Source organism: Bacteroidetes bacterium GWF2_43_63 (assembly GCA_001769275.1).
Classification (GTDB): domain Bacteria; phylum Bacteroidota; class Bacteroidia; order Bacteroidales; family DTU049; genus GWF2-43-63.
Window position 1 is genome coordinate 32,197 of record MEOQ01000038.1, and the last position, 16,213, is coordinate 48,409.

A 16,213-nucleotide genomic window follows, 5' to 3' on the forward strand; every position below is an offset into this window, starting at 1 on the left:
TTTTCCGACATTCCACCGTCCGATCCGCCGGCTGGCGGAGAGGACATGGAACCGTCGGGGGAGAAGGTGCTCACTATACCCAACAGCATATACACCAACCTGCGGAATACCGGGACTGCACCTATTCTCTCTTTCATAGCTCGACTCCGATAACAATCGTGGTGAAATCCATGCTTTGTGTACACTGTCACGAATTACTCACTAATATAAATATTGTTCAAGGTGTTCGTGAGCTCAGTGCTTTCTGCGCTTCGGTTGTCAAATCCGCGACAGTTGATATCCGCGCCAGTGTAATTTTCGTTTAGGAAATATTTGCTAATAATTTATCTTTGAAATTTTCGGTTATTTCGTTAATAATCAATAAAATATCATTGATTATATTTGTCATTAAACTTAAAATACATTATATACGATTTAAAATATCATTAATTCGAAGGGGAAATTATTACATTTGCCAATCAAAACAAAATTAAAATGTATAAAACACTACTTTCCATTGTTTTGGGACTAATGACTGGCAGCATTGTGCTAGCTCAGTCGCTATCTCCTATTGCAATTGCATCTTCCGGAGGGTATTTCAGCAATGGCTCAGGTTCGCTGTCGGCGACAGTGGCTGAAATGACCATGGTTGAAACTTTCCATGCTACAAGCAACATTCTTACGCAGGGGTTTCAGCAGCCCGCCGATGCTGTATCTTCAATTGATGAAACAACGCAAGCCGAAGTTTCAATTTTTCCCAATCCTACCAACGGACAATTCAGTCTGACGGTTAATGCTTCAGCAAATGGCTCTGCCACTGTCCGCATTTATGATTTGCTTGGACAAACCATAAGGGAACAGGAACTTGCAATCAGCAGCGGCATCAGTCATCTGATGTTCGATATCCGTGGTTGCAGTGCCGGTATTTACATGCTGTATTACCGCGATGAAACCGGTAGCAAAACAATCAAGTTCAACGTGACAAACAATTAAAAAACAGAAACAATGAAAACAAAAATCACCTCAATATTTTTCGCATTCATCATGACCTTTGCAATTGGTCAGTCAATGGCACAGTCGCCCGAAGCATTCAATTATCAAGCGGTAGCACGCGATGCAGCCGGCGATGTTATGTCCAACCAGGCCATCGGAATCAGAGTTTCACTTCATAATGGTTCAGCTGCAGGCGCAGTTGATTACAGTGAAACATTCACTCCAACCACTAATGAATTTGGTTTGTTTACGCTTTCTGTTGGAACAGGAACTCCGGTTACCGGACAGTTCGACACTCTTCACTGGGATGTTGCACAATACTGGCTTCAGGTCGAAATGGATCCTGCCGGAGGTGTTGCTTATGCCGATATGGGAACCAGTCAGCTGTTGAGCGTTCCTTATGCAATGTATGCTTCAAAAGGGGTTTGGGAAAAAATGGGAACAAGTGCAGTTTATATGGATGGCAGAGTTGGGATTGGCACCACATCTCCGTCTGCAGCATTAGATGTTGTGAGAAATGACAATAATACAAATAGTCAGATTTGGGTTAAACAAACTGGAACCGGCGATGCTTCTATCGGATTTAATACTCCTGCCGGATCATGGGGTATTGCCACCGATCAGGATGATTTTGGAAAATTGAAAATCGGTAATTCTGCATTTGCAAGTTCAAGTCCACAAATGACTTTTGACATGAATGGTCACATTGGCATGGGTACAACAACCCCAACTTCTACCAGTAAGCTTCATGTTGCCAGCACTAATCGCTATGCCGGTTATTTTACTTCAGACAGCGTTTCATATTTGACTCATGCAGTTCATGCAGAATATAAAGCCACAAGTATTGATGGTATTGCAGTTTATGGCAAATCAACTCCGGCCGATTTTTATGGTTATGGTGGATATTTTGAAGGTGGTTACCGTGGCGTCTTTGGCTATAGTTATGGTACTGGCAGTGGCTATATTGGTGTGCGGGGCATTGCAGAAACCAGTGGAACCGGTACAGTCTATGGCGTTTTTGGATCAGCTTCGGGAGCAACCGGCACCCCATACGGAGTATATTGCAGTGGAAATGGTGGCTACACCGGCACCTGGCTGGCTGTATCTGACTCGAAATTTAAAAAAGACGTAACCAATTACAGTGGTGCTTTGGAAAACATCATGAAACTTCGCACCGTATCGTACAATATGAAAACCGAAGAATACCCCTTCATGGGCTTCTCATCTGGTCTGCAGATTGGTTTTATATCACAGGAAGTGAAAGAAATATTCCCAACATTGGTTGAAAAAGGTGCACACCCGGGTGCAGAAAAAGAAGATGCCGAAGTTGAATATCTGGGCATGAACTATATTGGCTTAGTGCCTGTTTTAGTCAATGCCATTCAGGAACAACAGCAGCAAATCGAATTACTGAAACAGGAAATTGAATTGCTGAAGAATAAATAGCATCCATATTTTGCGCGAATAAAAAAGGAGAAGTTTTGCTTCTCCTTTTTTAATTTTTTCATAGGCTCCCCGATATTCCATCGTCCGAACGCAGAGAGGATATGGAATCGTCGGGGATAAAGTATTTTGCACCCAACGATTCCGGGACCGCACCCCCTTCGCAAAACAAATCTCACGGACGCCAAAATGTTGGGTGCAATTCTTTCCCGACATTTTTGCTCCAGACTAATGAGGGGGTAAACTTCAGCTACCGCTGGCCTGAAATTTTATTCTGACTGACAAGGCTGACGTCGTGATTATAATAGCTACAAATAAAGATTATATTAAAAAAATATTAGCTTATAATTTAGCTTTGAAAGTTCCGGTTATTTCGTTAATAATCAATAAAATATCATTGATTACATTTGTTATTAAACCTAAAATACGTCATATATGAGTTAAAATAACACCAATTCGAGGGGAAAGTGGTATATTTGCCAATCAAAACTAAATTAAAATGTATAAAACACTACTTTCCATTGTTTTGGGAATAATGACTGGCAGCATTGTGCTAGCTCAGTCGCTATCTCCTACTGCAATTGCATCTTCCGGAGGGTATTTCAGCAATGGCTCAGGTTCGCTGTCGGCGACAGTGGCTGAAATGACCATGGTTGAAACTTTCCATGCTACCAGCAACATTCTTACGCAGGGGTTTCAGCAGCCCGCCGATGCTGTCTCTTCAATTGATGAAACAACTCAAGCCGAAGTTTCAATTTTTCCCAATCCTACAAACGGGCAATTCAGTCTGACCATCAATGCTTCTGCAAATGGATCAGCTACTGTCCGCATTTACGATCTGCTCGGACAAACCGTAAAAGAACAGGAAATCTCCATCAGCAACGGTGTGAATCGGCTGATGTTTGATATCCGTGGCTGCAGTGCCGGAATTTACATGTTGTATTACCGCGATGAAACCGGTAGCAAAACAATCAAGTTCAACGTGACAAACAATTAAAAAAACAGAAACAATGAAAACTAAAATCACCTCAATATTTTTCGCATTCATCATGACCTTTGCAATTGGTCAGTCAATGGCACAGTCGCCAGAAGCATTCAATTATCAAGCGGTAGCACGCGATGCAGCCGGCGATGTTCTGTCCAACCAGGCCATCGGAATCAGAGTTTCACTTCATAATGGTTCAGCTGCAGGCGCAGTTGATTACAGTGAAACATTCACTCCAACCACCAATGAATTTGGTTTATTCACTTTGGCCATTGGTACAGGAACTGTTGTCTCTGGTGATTTCAGCACGATTTCGTGGGGTACCGCGCAATACTGGCTTCAGGTTGAAATGGATCCTGCCGGAGGAGCAACCTATGCCGACATGGGTACCAGTCAGCTGTTGAGTGTGCCTTATGCTATGTATGCGGAAAATTCGGTTTGGCAAAAAGCAGGATCTGCCGCTTATTATAATAGTGGAAATGTGGGAATAGGTACAGACAATCCACTTACGCACTTGCATTTGCTTGGTTCATTCAGAGTTGATTATTCAAATCCATTGATTCAGTTATATGATGGCTCAGCCTTTAAGGGGTTTATACAATCATTCAACAACGATATGATCTTTGCCAATGCAAATGACACCGGAAGCCTGGAACTCTGGACAAATTATTCGGAAAAAATGAAAATCAAGGCCAATGGAAATGTTGGTGTCAATTGTATCAATCCTACTTATAAATTCCAGATAGACGGGCCTGCCGGCACCTTTAATGCGAGTGGAATACGGCTTGAGAACAGTACTGGAGCAACTGGATGGAGTTTTTATCCGTCCTCTGCTGGTAGTTTAATCATTGGGAAAACCAGCAATCTGGGCACCTTCGATGCAACGACAGGCGCTTACACTTCATCTTCTGATGCCCGTTTAAAAACAAATGTACGGACACTGGAATCAGTTTTACCTTCAGTTATGGGATTGGAATTTAAAAGATATGAATTTATCAATAATAACCCCACTCACAAAGAATCCATTGGTGTAATAGCCCAGGATCTTCAAAAAGTATTCCCCGAATTTGTTTCGGTAAATTCGTCGAATGAGGGTAATCCAATTGTTGACAATCAGCTGGGTGTTGATTACAGCGGTTTGAGCGTTATTGCAATTAAGGCGATTCAAGAACAGCAACTACAAATCGGGTTATTGAATCAGCAAATCGAATTACTGAAACAGGAAATTGAATTACTGAAACAGAAATAATAATGATTTGTTTTGCAAAAAAAGGAGAAGTTTTACTTCTCCTTTTTTTTGTCCGGTTCCGACGCTTCTGTCGGAATTCTGAGAAAATAAAAAAGAGGAGAAACTTACGCTTCTCCTCTTTTAGCGGTCCGGACGGGACTCGAACCTCAAGTCTGTTTTCCGCACCAGAGCGTGATATTTTGCTGAATCCAAAGTTAGTCCAGCCCGAAGTCCAACCGCTGAAATAACTGGCGCATTTTTAGTCAAAGAACTGATTTATTTTTACTATTGCAAATATACAAAATTTTTTAGCAATCTCTTTAGAAAAAAAATCGAAACCTGAATTCAAATTGCACTGACTGTAAACCGAAGACGGAATGAACATGGTCAAAGTTTTGTAGAACGTGAATTTTCAATAAAATCACTATGACTATTTCCGATTCCTTTAATAAATGAACATTTTTCTGTTCATTTTATAACCTAACAAGCATAAAGCCGGCGCGTGGCAGGCTTTGTTCTGAATAATGCAATAATGGATATTTTTACACCCGGAGAAAAGTGTTTTTTGATTTTCAGTGTTGCTATATCACAAAACGCATCACACATATAGAGTTTTATTTCTAATGATGATTAAGAGAACAAAGCATGATCCCAATTTGATTTAGGCTCACCTTTTTTTTACATTTATTCCAGCTTCTTTTAACGGACAACCGCCGCATGAACTGCAATTGCTGCATGAATTGTTTTTTGGTGAACGAAGACTACGAACTGTTTTTAATCCCAGATACAGCAGTGATACAACGATGATGACCATGACCAATATTTCCTGTAACATGATTTTGGTTTTAAATTAATATATTTCCGACCTGATAAACGGCAAAGGCTACCAGCCATGCAAGAGCGGTGGTGTACACCATGGTGAATACTGCCCAGCCCCAGTTTGATTCTTTCCGTATTGCCGCAATAACGGCGATACATGGAAAATAGATCAGAATAAACAGCATAAAACCAAAGGCTACAATTGGTGTAAACACTTTTTGTCCTTGTAATTCACCGCTGCTGTGAACCTGGTTTTGCAGTTTTTCTATCAAGCCCTGCGAACTTGCGTCTTCATCGGGCCCTATCTGATATAAAACACCCATCGAACCGACAACTATTTCTTTGGCCGCCAGGCCGGTGATAAGACTGACACCTATTTTCCAATCGAAACCCAGGGGCCGAATGACAGGTTCAATAAAATGACCGAGCTGTCCGATGTATGATTTTTCCTGATGTTCAGATGCTTTCATTAGATTGATGGTTGCAATAGAATCGGCTTTCACGTCGTTGGGCACAGAGGTTGATACTTCGATAGCTGCAATTTGTCCGTCATAATCTACACTGGATTCAACATGACGTGGATAATATCCCAATGCCCAAATCAGAATTGAAGCAATAAGAATAACAGTTCCCATTTTTTTGAGATATTGAGCGCCTTTGAACCACATGTGACGGGTAGTGTTTTTCAACGTTGGAATGCGGTATGGCGGTAATTCCATCACAAATGGAATGTCTTGTTTTGAAAAAATCGTGTTTTTCAGAATCAATGCTACCACAATGGCCAAAATTACACCGGCTGCATACACCGAAAACAGTACAAGTCCCTGATATTGGGTAAAAAACGCTGAAATAATGAGCACATATACGGGTAATCGCGCACTACACGACATAAATGGTGTTATGAGCATGGTCATTATACGGTCTTTGCGGTTTCCCAGTGTGCGGGTAGCCATAATGGCCGGAACGTTGCAGCCAAAGCCCATCAGCAGCGGAATAAATGATTTTCCGTGCAGACCGATTTTATGCATCAGTTTATCCATAATAAAGGATACGCGCGCCATGTAACCGGTATCTTCCATCATTGAAATGAAGAAAAACAAAATTAGAATATTGGGAAGAAATATAATCACGCCGCCCACTCCTCCGATGATGCCATCAATGAGCAGATCGTGAAACGCTCCCGACGGAATCAGACTGCTTAGTGTGTCACTTAGCATGGCTACACCTGCATCTATCCAGTCCATTGGATAACTACCGATGGTAAAGGTAGCCTGAAACATCAGCCACATAAAAATCATAAAAACAGGGAACCCCCAGATTTTATGTGTGAGCAGATTATCGGGGTCCCATTTTTTTGACGTCTTTTTTTCGCTGCATCCAATGCAGGTTTCAGCCAAAGCGCCTGCAATAAAACCATATTTTGCATCGGTGAGAATGGTTTCAGATTTTTCGCGGAATTCGGTTTCAATTTTTTGAATGCAGCGCTGTGCCTGCATTTCAATGTCGTCGAAGTTGTCGCAACTTTTAAGTGAATTTAAAGTGGCCTGATCGTTTTCGATAAGCTTCACCGACAGATATCGTGTTGAATAGCGAATAACCAGATCCCTGTTTTTCTTAAGCTCGCGCTGAATTTGCATTATTGCTTCTTCTACGGAAGGACCATAGTTGATATGAATATGTCTTAATACAGAATTCTGGTCTTCGAACACCTGAATGATGGTTGAAATCAGATTCTCCACACCATGACCCTTTACTGCAACTGTTGGAACGACAGGAATTCCGATCAGTTTGCCAAGTTCATCATGATTCAATTGTACGCCTTTTTGTTCAAGTTCATCGTACATATTCAAAGCTATTACCACTTTGATGTTCATATCGATAAGCTGGGTTGTCAGGAATAAATTTCGCTCCAGATTCGATGCATCGATTACATTTACAACCACATCGGGCATGTTTTCCAGGATATGATTGCGGACAAACAATTCTTCGGGTGTATATTCGGTGATGGAATAGGTACCGGGCAAATCGGTCACTTTTAGCCTGTAATCGCCGCTGCGAATGGTTGCTTCTTTCGAATCGACCGTAACACCGCCATAGTTGCCAACGTGTTCGTGCGAGCCTGATGCAAAATTGAACAATGTTGTTTTTCCACAGTTGGGATTACCTACCAGTGCAATCCGGATCGTATTACTTTTTTCATGTATTACTTCACGCAAAGATTCATCGGTAATAGTACCCAGGTAGTTTCCTGTCTCGTTTGCGTCAGCATCGGGTGTGCCAACAACTTCTATCAGGCCTGCCTCGCTCAGTCGCAACGAGACATGGTATCCCATTATTTCATATTCCACCGGATCCTTCAATGGTGCTTTTTTTACGACACGTACAGTTTTACCTTTTACAAAACCCATTTCGGTAATGCGCTTGCGGAAAGCACCGTGTCCGGTGACTTTTACTATTACGGCGCTTTGATGTATGTTCAGTTCAGATAGTTTCATATGAGCAGACATTAAAAAGTGAATCCAATACGCAACAGACCAGTCAGGCAGTTTTTTAAACCACTGTCTTTTCCCGAAGGCTGAATGATGTATTGAAGATCGGGTTGAATAAAAACATGCCGGCGAATTTCTTTTTGCCAGCTTAGTTCAAGACTGGTTTCGGAACCGGCAGTTTCAGCAAGATTAACATGAGCTACAGCAAATCCGAGAACATCGTTATGAGCCTTACTCAGGAATCCGGTTAAATGAAAACCAGCGCCAATATAAGATTGTACGGCGCAGGACCGGGTGGGGCAAACCGAAGCCTGTACAAAAACACCGGTTGCGGTATTATTTTTTTCAATCAGAAGCTGATCCGCAACGAAATACAATCCTCCTATAAAATGCTTGAGTGAATCGGGAAATTGTTTGTGAATGATGTTTTCGAGCAGGTGATTGTGTGTGAAAGCACCAATTTTATATAAGCCGTGCTTTTGCCGGATATTGAGGGTCTGTTGAAATTCTGCAATTTCAAGTAATCCATCGCCTGCATTATGCTCCCATCGGATATTGTAAGGATTGCGGTCGAAATCGGTTGGCGAGCCGTCGTGAATGGCTGCCAGAAATTTCGAGTTGTTGCCGGTTTTCCATTCGGCAGAAATACCGGGGGTAGTTAATGGAAAGATGGGCGCAGACAGATTTCCACTGATGGTGGGGTGAATGCCGAAAGAGCTGTTGATGAACAAGCTGCCGTATTCAGAATTGGCAAAACAGGCATTGAGGTCCTGTAATCCAGCTGTGACAGACATTTTGCTAAAGTCGTGTTTGTACCAAAGTTCCTGAAAATAGGTGTGGTTTCCTGCTTCGATATTCGACACCACCTGCAGGTCGCCGGTCAGTTCTGCCGAAGGCATGGAACCATGGGTATTGGCTGCATGTACATAAATTGTTCCGCCGGACCAGATTTTTCTTGTATCATAAGTTGCTTCAAGGCTTACCATGCCAAGAAATGCATATCCGGGATTAATACCGCCCCGGAAATTGCAAACCTGGTCGGTGATGTACGATGCTCCGGTCGAGAAAGGTGTTAGGGTGTCTTTTGTTATGTCCTGTGCTTGGTTCAGAACCGGTGAAAACAGGGCTATCCATAATATCAGTCTTTTCATATTGCTGTGATTTTTGATTTTCGCACAGCAAAAGTAAATTCACTCTATTATTTGTGTAATCCCTAAAACTGATGAATTTTAGGCTTCCAGCTCATCAGAAATGATGATATTACAAACTGTCGATGGAGATAAGTTTATTGACAACGGCGTAAATGGTCAGACCCGATACGGTTTTGATGCCGGTTTTCTGCGTCAGGTTTTTTCGGTGCGAAATGACGGTATTAATGCTGATATTTAGTTTATCGGCTATTTCTTTGTTTGACATTCCCACGGCAAGGAGTTTCAGCACATCGGTTTCGCGTTCGCTGAGTGCGGTTTCAGCTGTTTGTTTTAACTGAATATCAGCTGAAAATAATTTTCGTACAGACTGTAAAATAGCACCGGGAGAATCATTGATACCAATGATGCCATCGAACAAAGTCATCAGTTGCTGATCGTAGAACGCAGTTGCCAGTGCCATCCAGCGAACATTGTAGCGTTGAATTTTCAGTGCCTGAAAGTCTTTCTGATTAAACTGCACCATAGCTGGATTGATTATGACAACAGCTTCGGGATCAGCGCCAAGAAAGAGATCCAAATCGTTGAATTGCTGAATGTGCTTTATGTGAACAGCCGTCTCGGTTCGCAAAAGAATCTGCGCCAGTCCTTCAAAAATAATAATTGACGGTTCAGCAATGAGGATGGTTCGGATGGTTCTCATTTTTGTTGATTCAAAGCATTTTCGAGCTGTTCAACAAGTGGTGTCAGTATCAGATCTTCAATGAGGGTGTGTATTTTAAGGTCAAAATCTAGTTGTGAAAGCGAGAGAAATAATCTGCGACGCGCCAGCTGATCATTGTTTTCTGGTAAATGACGAATAATCAGATTCATCAGATCATCAATTTTTTCCTCAATGTCATCGTGATGATCTTTATAGTTTGAAACACTGTAGTCATCAGCATTTTGAAATGGTTTGCCTGTATTATAACAGTCCGTCAGTGACATAATATATGGAAAAGCCACTTCGTTTTCATAATTCAGATGTTCGCGAACCTCGTTGAAATACTGCTGATAAAAGGAGTCAATTATCTGGTAAGTTCCGGACTGATCCGCTTCGTACAATGATTTAACCGAAGACTGAATGTTTGGATAAATTTCATCGAGATAGTACCTGTGACTGTTTTTCAGATAATCGGTGATCACCGGAATATCGGAAAACGACAACTGGTTGGTCTGAATATCCTTCTGCCCAGTATATAGTTGTGACAGTGCTGTAAACAGTGGTATTCCGATCCGATATTCCCTGCAAATAATCCCGATGGTTTTATGCTGAAATGGAACAAAAATTCCGAAATGTTCAAGATACAACAAGGCTGCAGGATGACTCAAAACCAGCTGTGCAAGCTCAGTTTCAGAATTTATAAATAATTGCTGTGACGAATACATGCTACAGATTTGTTGATAAAGATACAAATTTTGATCTTATTCAGAAATGAACAAAATTCTGTTTATTTGATAACCCAATATATACAAAAGCCGGCGCTGTGGCCGACTTTAATGTGATCCGTTGAAATTCAATGCTTTACCAATATTGGGATGGGTATCAAAGATTTGTCTTGGATGGTGCAGCGCTCGGATCCACATACTTCAGCGGGTTATTCCAGCAATAGCTGTAGCGGTTGTAGCTCCAGATGACCATTTACTCAATCATTATTTTTTACAAATGAAAACACATAACCTCCATTTTCATATAATAAAGTATCAGCCACTTTAAAAAAACCTCCGCAACTGATACAGCATTTGTAACAATTTGTAAATCGTTTATCATCTGTTTGAAAAAACAAGTTTTCCATTTTTTTAATATTATCTGTTGGTTGGTAAAACATCGCCGACCTAAGAAAAAAGGAATAGTAATCAGACGTATCGATAAAATACGATGTGAAGTGTTTATAGATTATAGGATTCTCAAATACACAATCATTTTCAAAATAATATTCATGATAGTTTATATGCAGAATTGAGTTCTTAATTTGTTCGGCTAAAACAATGCTCAATTCATGAACACCTCCTCTTTCATCCATATCAATGCACTTCCATTGTCCAACAATGGTGTTTCTAACCTTTCTATCCCGAAGTAATTTTATCAACAGAATATCCGTATTCCAGATTTTTTCCAATCCCTTGTATAATATTTTTGGCTGAACATAGGATTGTTTTTCTGTTTTCACTGCACTCTTTGCAATAGCATTTCGATTTTCAATATTTTCACTACATGAGGTGAGAAAAATGAAAACAGATAAAAACACCAGAAATATTTTTGCAGATATGCGACACATCTTTATTTAAATTTTAATAACCATAATTATAAGTCCCAAATGTCCACAAAACACGTTCTTTTTGTCTTCTAACTACATGTCCTGGTTGAGTAACAATATCCATTTGACTGCAAGCCTCTGAATAATTTCCATTATTCAACGCATTGAGAAAATTCCTTGTAACACCTTTACTACTAACAAACACATTTCCACTACCGGCATTAAAAACATAACTTACTAATGCATCATATTGATTTTGAGACAAGGGTACTTCAACATAGTAGTTAATTTGATCAATAGTTTCTTTTAAATCCTTTTCAAACAATTTTCTCCCATCGTCTACTGTAATATTAGAAAAGTGTTCACCTTGTTTGATTTTATGCCCCCAGCCTATTGTCCAATCGCCTTTTCCTGTTGCATCATATGATTGAGAGTGAAAAGCACCCTCAAATGAAATTATAAAATCAATTCCCCTCTGTGAGACATACAAGTTGTTAACATTAAGTTTAGGTGGAATTATTTGGGTGTTGGAAAATCCTTTTCGTCCTGTTGGAGGATCTCCTTCCAACCCCATTATAGCATAATAATACCTGTTTGTAACCGTATGCCGGTAATCATTGATGCTTTCGCCTGAACCAAGATATTTTGGAATCGGGTCATAATAGGTGTATGAATTTACCACTTCTCTGAATTGTATAGGTTTATTGTCATATCCGCGCGAATAGATTGATTCGACATTGTCATTTCCAAAAACACCAGCCAGATAGCTGAGGCTGTGCGACTGAAATTGCAGCCCGTCAATATCAATCGTGTAATATCCACTCGGATCCACAAACTTCAAAGGATTGTTCCAGCAATAGCTGTAGCGGTTGTAGCTCTGGGGGCTGGTGGGTGATTGAATGAATGGGTCGGGAGAGAGGAACTGGCCCACAAGCGGGTCGTAGGCGCGGCCGTTCATGTTTATCAGACCAAAGGCATCCATGTGCTCGTGCAGGGTGTAGCCGCGGTCGGTGGTGAGGGTTGGCTGCAACGCCTTTGTTTGTGCAACGGTGAGCTGTTCCCAGGTGTATGGGTTACGGCGGCGGCCCCATGCATCGTAGCTCAGGTCGTTCACAATGTTGCCCTGTGCATCGGCAACAATGTTTATGCTGCCCAGATTGTCGGTCGAAACGTAATACATGTTTCCGGTTCCGTTCTTTTTTTCGTAAATGGCGGCCAGCCCGTCAGGAGCAAAGATAAAATTTATTTCTTTTTCGGTGGTCACGCCATTAGCTTCGGTAATCTCGCGATCAAACACACCGGAGTAATATTTCGTGCGGGTCAGCACCAGTGCTGCATCTTCGTAGGTTTCTTCGGTCATTTTGCGGCGCTGGTTATCAATGCCGTAATAATATTTGAGATGGGTATAGTTGGTGTTTAGGTTTTCATCTCCTTCGGTTATTTCATCTATTTTGTCATGTCTTTCGGTCATATTTCCGTTGGCATCCCACTTGAAATTTGCATTGCCGGCTGATTGAACAGCATGTGGCTGGACTTGATAGTAATTATAAATATTGTTGCACGAAATGGTGTTTACAGTGCCTTTGATGGAAGTCTCGGCATAAAGTGAATATTCTCAATTGGAATGCGGCTATTCCTAATCAATTCAGGGTCGACGCATTAAACTCCACAAAAATCTGCAGGAATCGTAGGTACACAGAGTTTATTCGTGTATTATATTATTTTAAAAAGTACTCATGAGCTCGCACCGCTGGTGCTCGGTTCACAGAGGTATCACAGAGTATTCACAGAGTGAAAAAATAGCAAAAGCCGGTTAACAGTGTACACAACGAGTTGTGTAAATCAATTACAGCAAAGTGAATCTGAAAGCGCGCTTTCAGATTCACTTTGCTGTAATTGATACCGGCTTTTGTCTCGTAAAATCTACTCTGTGTGACTCCGTGTGTACTCCTTCAAACTCTGTGTAACAAAGGTTATAGAGGCATGACATTGTACGCTTGAAGTCGGCGTCGGATGCATTAATCAGAAGTATATACAGGCATTTAAATGCGTTAGCCCTGCTAATCAATTCCCCAAAACACCCCAGATATCTGAAATTTTTTTTACTTGAATTAGATTTGGATGTCCGGCTGGTACTGTCTCGGTCTCGTGCTGCCAGGTAACATGGTAGGGGATGTAAATAGCTGTGCCGCCCAGGCCAATGACTGGAAGAATGTCGGATTTGAGAGAGTTCCCAACCATCATAAAGTCGGCCGGGCTAATATCAAGTTTTTTAAATAGGAGCTGGTAATCAGCTTCTGTCTTGTCGCTCATGATTTCAATATGATGAAAATGAGTCTCAAGTCCAGACTTTTTAAGCTTTCGTTGCTGATCGAGTAAATCGCCTTTTGTTGCTATCACAACAGTGTAGCGTGTTTTCAATTCAGTCAGGATATTTTTAACATCGCCTAAAAGCTCCACAGGCTTATCAATGAGTTCTTTGCCCAATTCCAGAATAACATTGATTGTCTTAGCAGAAACCTTGTCCTTACTGACTTTTATGGCAGTCTCAACCATTGACAATGTGAAGCCTTTGGCACCGTATCCATACAGGCTCATATTCTGGATTTCAGTTTTCAGCAGTGCTGATGAAACCTGCTCCGGAGTGGCATACTCATTCATCAATTCGCAAAATTGTCGCTCTGTTTCCTGATAATAGGGCTCATTCACCCACAATGTATCATCTCCATCAAAGGCTATTACTTTAATCCGGCTCATAATTATTGAATATGACTTTTTATTTGATTTTGTTTTCGCTGCTTTGCAGCCTTGAGATAAGGTTGAGGATGCTATTTTGTGGTTTTTTCAGCGGTTTCTGATTTTTGAAATGGAATGCAAAGTTAATAAGGAAAGAGTAGCTTTTTTAAGAATTAACAATAAGGATTGAAGAGAGTGCGGCAGATTCAGTTGAGATTTGTAAGCCAGTCTAAACCATCAAAAAGATCTGATCGATTTTTTATATTATCGGGAAGATTCTCCACTGGTTTTCAAAATGTTTCGCTCAATTTATGGGTGGTCAATTTGCAGCGACGCAGGGTGGTCAGTTTGCTCCGTCGCAGGGTGGTCAATTTGCAGCGACGCGAATTGTTTATTGTGTCTTTTCCCCCAGATTATCAACCTTTTTTATAATAAAACACTATCCATTTCTTGTTTATCTGTCTAAGAATGGTCGAAAAGTGGTCAAAATCAGATCACTTCGCGGTTATTTTGCGACTATTTTTGCCAAAATGAGTCGAAAATGAGTTCAAAATGGGCTGGTTTGGACGTTTTTCAGGCAATTTTGGACGAAAATGGACGAAAACCGGGCAATTTCGGACGATTTTGGGTAAATTCGGGCGTTTTTCAGGCGATTCCGGGTAATTTCGGGTACTTCTCGGGAGATTTTTGGAAAACCCTGGTAATATTCAGGTAAATCTCAGGTGATTTTTGGTAAACACTAGAGGCTGTTCGAAAAAGTGTGTCATTTGCAAGTTGAAAAATGCTGCGATTTTTTGTACTAATGACGTGTTTGCAAACAAATCGGTCATATTTTTTTAGGAATCCAGTTGATTGCAAAAAGATTTTGAGCAAATTGTTATCCCCGAAATGAAATTCCGGAAATAATGTATTTTTGAAGTATGGCATTTACACAAACAGAAGAAAACGACATCCGGAATCTCATGCACACGTTCATTGAAGATCTGCGACCACCGGAACATATCAGGCCGAAACTCGATTTTGGATATAGAATCGAAGATCAGAATATTTTCATTTTCGAAATCCGTCCGCAATGGAACGAGCCACAGATAATTCGACATCATGATTTTGCAAAAATATCTTTTGTGCGTAACACAAGTATGTGGAAGTTATACTGGATGCGCGGTAATCTGCAGTGGTATGCATATGAAACACCCGCAACCGGATCTTTGAAAGCTGCCTTGATGCTGATAAAGAAGGATAAGCATTCTTGTTTTTTTGGGTGAGAATCCGATTATAAAAATTCTGATTTAACCCCAATAAGTAAAAAAAATAATAGGGGAGGGGGATTAGTCTGCCATTTTTTGTGTTTTCCGGGCAGTCTCTAATAAAGGAAAATCTGCATAATAACTAATGACAGAAACATGATGATTCCGATAAAAGTTATGTACATTCCATGCAGCCTGTCATCGTCATGATAAATGAACACTTTGCTGCCATTTGGCAGAATTCGTTTCCCTTTCCATAACGAAAGACCAATTGCAATTCCAAGAATTCCACCGAGAAAAGCTGATATGTACCCGAATGTGGTCCAGATGCTGCTGTTGTTTTCTTTTTTTGAAAGATCTTTAATTCTTTTTTCTTTCATTGCCTTCTCTAATGATGTTGAGATGGGAATTCCTCTTCCACTGAGAATTTTTTTCGACAGCTGGACATCGAATGCACTCCAGGAGTCTTGCTCTGCGACTATTTCCAGCAGTTCATCATCTTCAAAGGAATATAAATAATAATCGCTTTCAGCGCTGGCAATATCATCATTTGCTTTTGACAACAGCAATTCATTTGCCTTCAGAAAGTCTTCCTGGAATAATTTAAGCAAAACCGTGGGAGCAGTATCCATTCCCAGAAAAATTTCCTGAACTGGTCTTGAATTATCTTCAATTTCAAACTGAATATCATGATTTTTCAAAACCTCAACGTCATTCTCTGCCTGTCCGGCATCCATATATCTTTTGAAAATTATGGTCTTATTCATTGTGTCTGTCGTTCATGAATTTTCAGGTTGCTTCTATCCTCTTTTTTTTGATAATGCTAAAGTAAAATATTTTCTTTGATTG

14 protein-coding genes are annotated in these 16,213 nt (G+C 40.7%); 6 read left to right on the plus strand and 8 right to left on the minus strand.

What is annotated here, in order from left to right:
• The first annotated feature begins 474 nt into the window (after positions 1-474).
• The 4 genes from A2W93_00260 to A2W93_00275 all read left to right on the plus strand — a co-directional run bounded on the left by A2W93_00260 (position 475) and on the right by A2W93_00275 (position 4,649).
• Positions 475-972 (plus strand): hypothetical protein, encoded by a 498-nt coding sequence (locus A2W93_00260; GenBank protein OFY53839.1) that lies wholly within the window; start codon positions 475-477, stop codon positions 970-972.
• A 75-nt stretch (positions 973-1,047) separates the two neighbouring features.
• Complete coding sequence (locus A2W93_00265; protein ID OFY53840.1) at positions 1,048-2,418, plus strand: hypothetical protein; 1,371 nt, start codon at positions 1,048-1,050, stop codon at positions 2,416-2,418.
• Positions 2,419-2,914: 496 nt separating this feature from the next.
• Positions 2,915-3,412: a hypothetical protein gene (locus A2W93_00270; protein OFY53841.1), complete on the plus strand. Its 498-nt coding sequence runs from the start codon at positions 2,915-2,917 to the stop codon at positions 3,410-3,412.
• Between the two features lie 76 nt (positions 3,413-3,488).
• Entirely contained in the window at positions 3,489-4,649 is a 1,161-nt protein-coding gene (locus A2W93_00275) for a hypothetical protein (protein ID OFY53842.1), read from the plus strand.
• Between the two features lie 824 nt (positions 4,650-5,473).
• On the opposite strand, the gene A2W93_00280 is transcribed toward A2W93_00275, so the two are convergent.
• The 7 genes from A2W93_00280 to A2W93_00310 form a co-directional block, all read right to left on the minus strand.
• Complete coding sequence (locus A2W93_00280) at positions 5,474-7,942, minus strand: ferrous iron transport protein B (protein OFY53906.1); 2,469 nt, start codon at positions 7,940-7,942, stop codon at positions 5,474-5,476.
• A gap of 11 nt (positions 7,943-7,953) precedes the next feature.
• Positions 7,954-9,087, minus strand: a complete 1,134-nt coding sequence (locus A2W93_00285; protein OFY53843.1) for a hypothetical protein — start codon at positions 9,085-9,087, stop codon at positions 7,954-7,956.
• Between the two features lie 109 nt (positions 9,088-9,196).
• Complete coding sequence (locus tag A2W93_00290) at positions 9,197-9,787, minus strand: hypothetical protein (protein ID OFY53844.1); 591 nt, start codon at positions 9,785-9,787, stop codon at positions 9,197-9,199.
• The gene (locus A2W93_00295; protein OFY53845.1) at positions 9,784-10,512 is read right to left on the minus strand and encodes a hypothetical protein; all 729 of its coding nucleotides are present in this window, start codon (positions 10,510-10,512) and stop codon (positions 9,784-9,786) included. The genes A2W93_00290 and A2W93_00295 overlap by 4 nt, the downstream gene beginning before the upstream one ends.
• Positions 10,513-10,769: 257 nt before the next feature.
• Positions 10,770-11,402 carry a hypothetical protein gene (locus A2W93_00300; GenBank protein OFY53846.1) on the minus strand — a complete coding sequence of 211 codons (633 nt, stop codon included), beginning with the start codon at positions 11,400-11,402 and terminating at the stop codon, positions 10,770-10,772.
• Between the two features lie 13 nt (positions 11,403-11,415).
• Positions 11,416-12,852, minus strand: a complete 1,437-nt coding sequence (locus A2W93_00305) for a hypothetical protein (GenBank protein ID OFY53847.1) — start codon at positions 12,850-12,852, stop codon at positions 11,416-11,418.
• Positions 12,853-13,445: 593 nt separating this feature from the next.
• A complete protein-coding gene (locus A2W93_00310) occupies positions 13,446-14,138 on the minus strand; it encodes an HAD family hydrolase (GenBank protein ID OFY53848.1) in 693 nt (230 codons plus the stop codon).
• Positions 14,139-14,428: 290 nt separating this feature from the next.
• Here A2W93_00310 and A2W93_00315 point away from each other — a divergent pair, with 290 nt between their 5' ends.
• Both A2W93_00315 and A2W93_00320 read left to right on the plus strand, forming a co-directional pair.
• The gene (locus A2W93_00315; GenBank protein OFY53849.1) at positions 14,429-14,662 is read left to right on the plus strand and encodes a hypothetical protein; all 234 of its coding nucleotides are present in this window, start codon (positions 14,429-14,431) and stop codon (positions 14,660-14,662) included.
• Positions 14,663-15,037: 375 nt separating this feature from the next.
• On the plus strand, positions 15,038-15,382 hold the full coding sequence (locus A2W93_00320; GenBank protein OFY53850.1) for a hypothetical protein: 345 nt from the start codon (positions 15,038-15,040) through the stop codon (positions 15,380-15,382).
• Positions 15,383-15,480: 98 nt separating this feature from the next.
• Here the strand turns inward: A2W93_00320 and A2W93_00325 are convergent, their stop codons facing one another.
• The gene (locus A2W93_00325) at positions 15,481-16,101 is read right to left on the minus strand and encodes a hypothetical protein (GenBank protein ID OFY53851.1); all 621 of its coding nucleotides are present in this window, start codon (positions 16,099-16,101) and stop codon (positions 15,481-15,483) included.
• Positions 16,102-16,213: the final 112 nt, after the last annotated feature.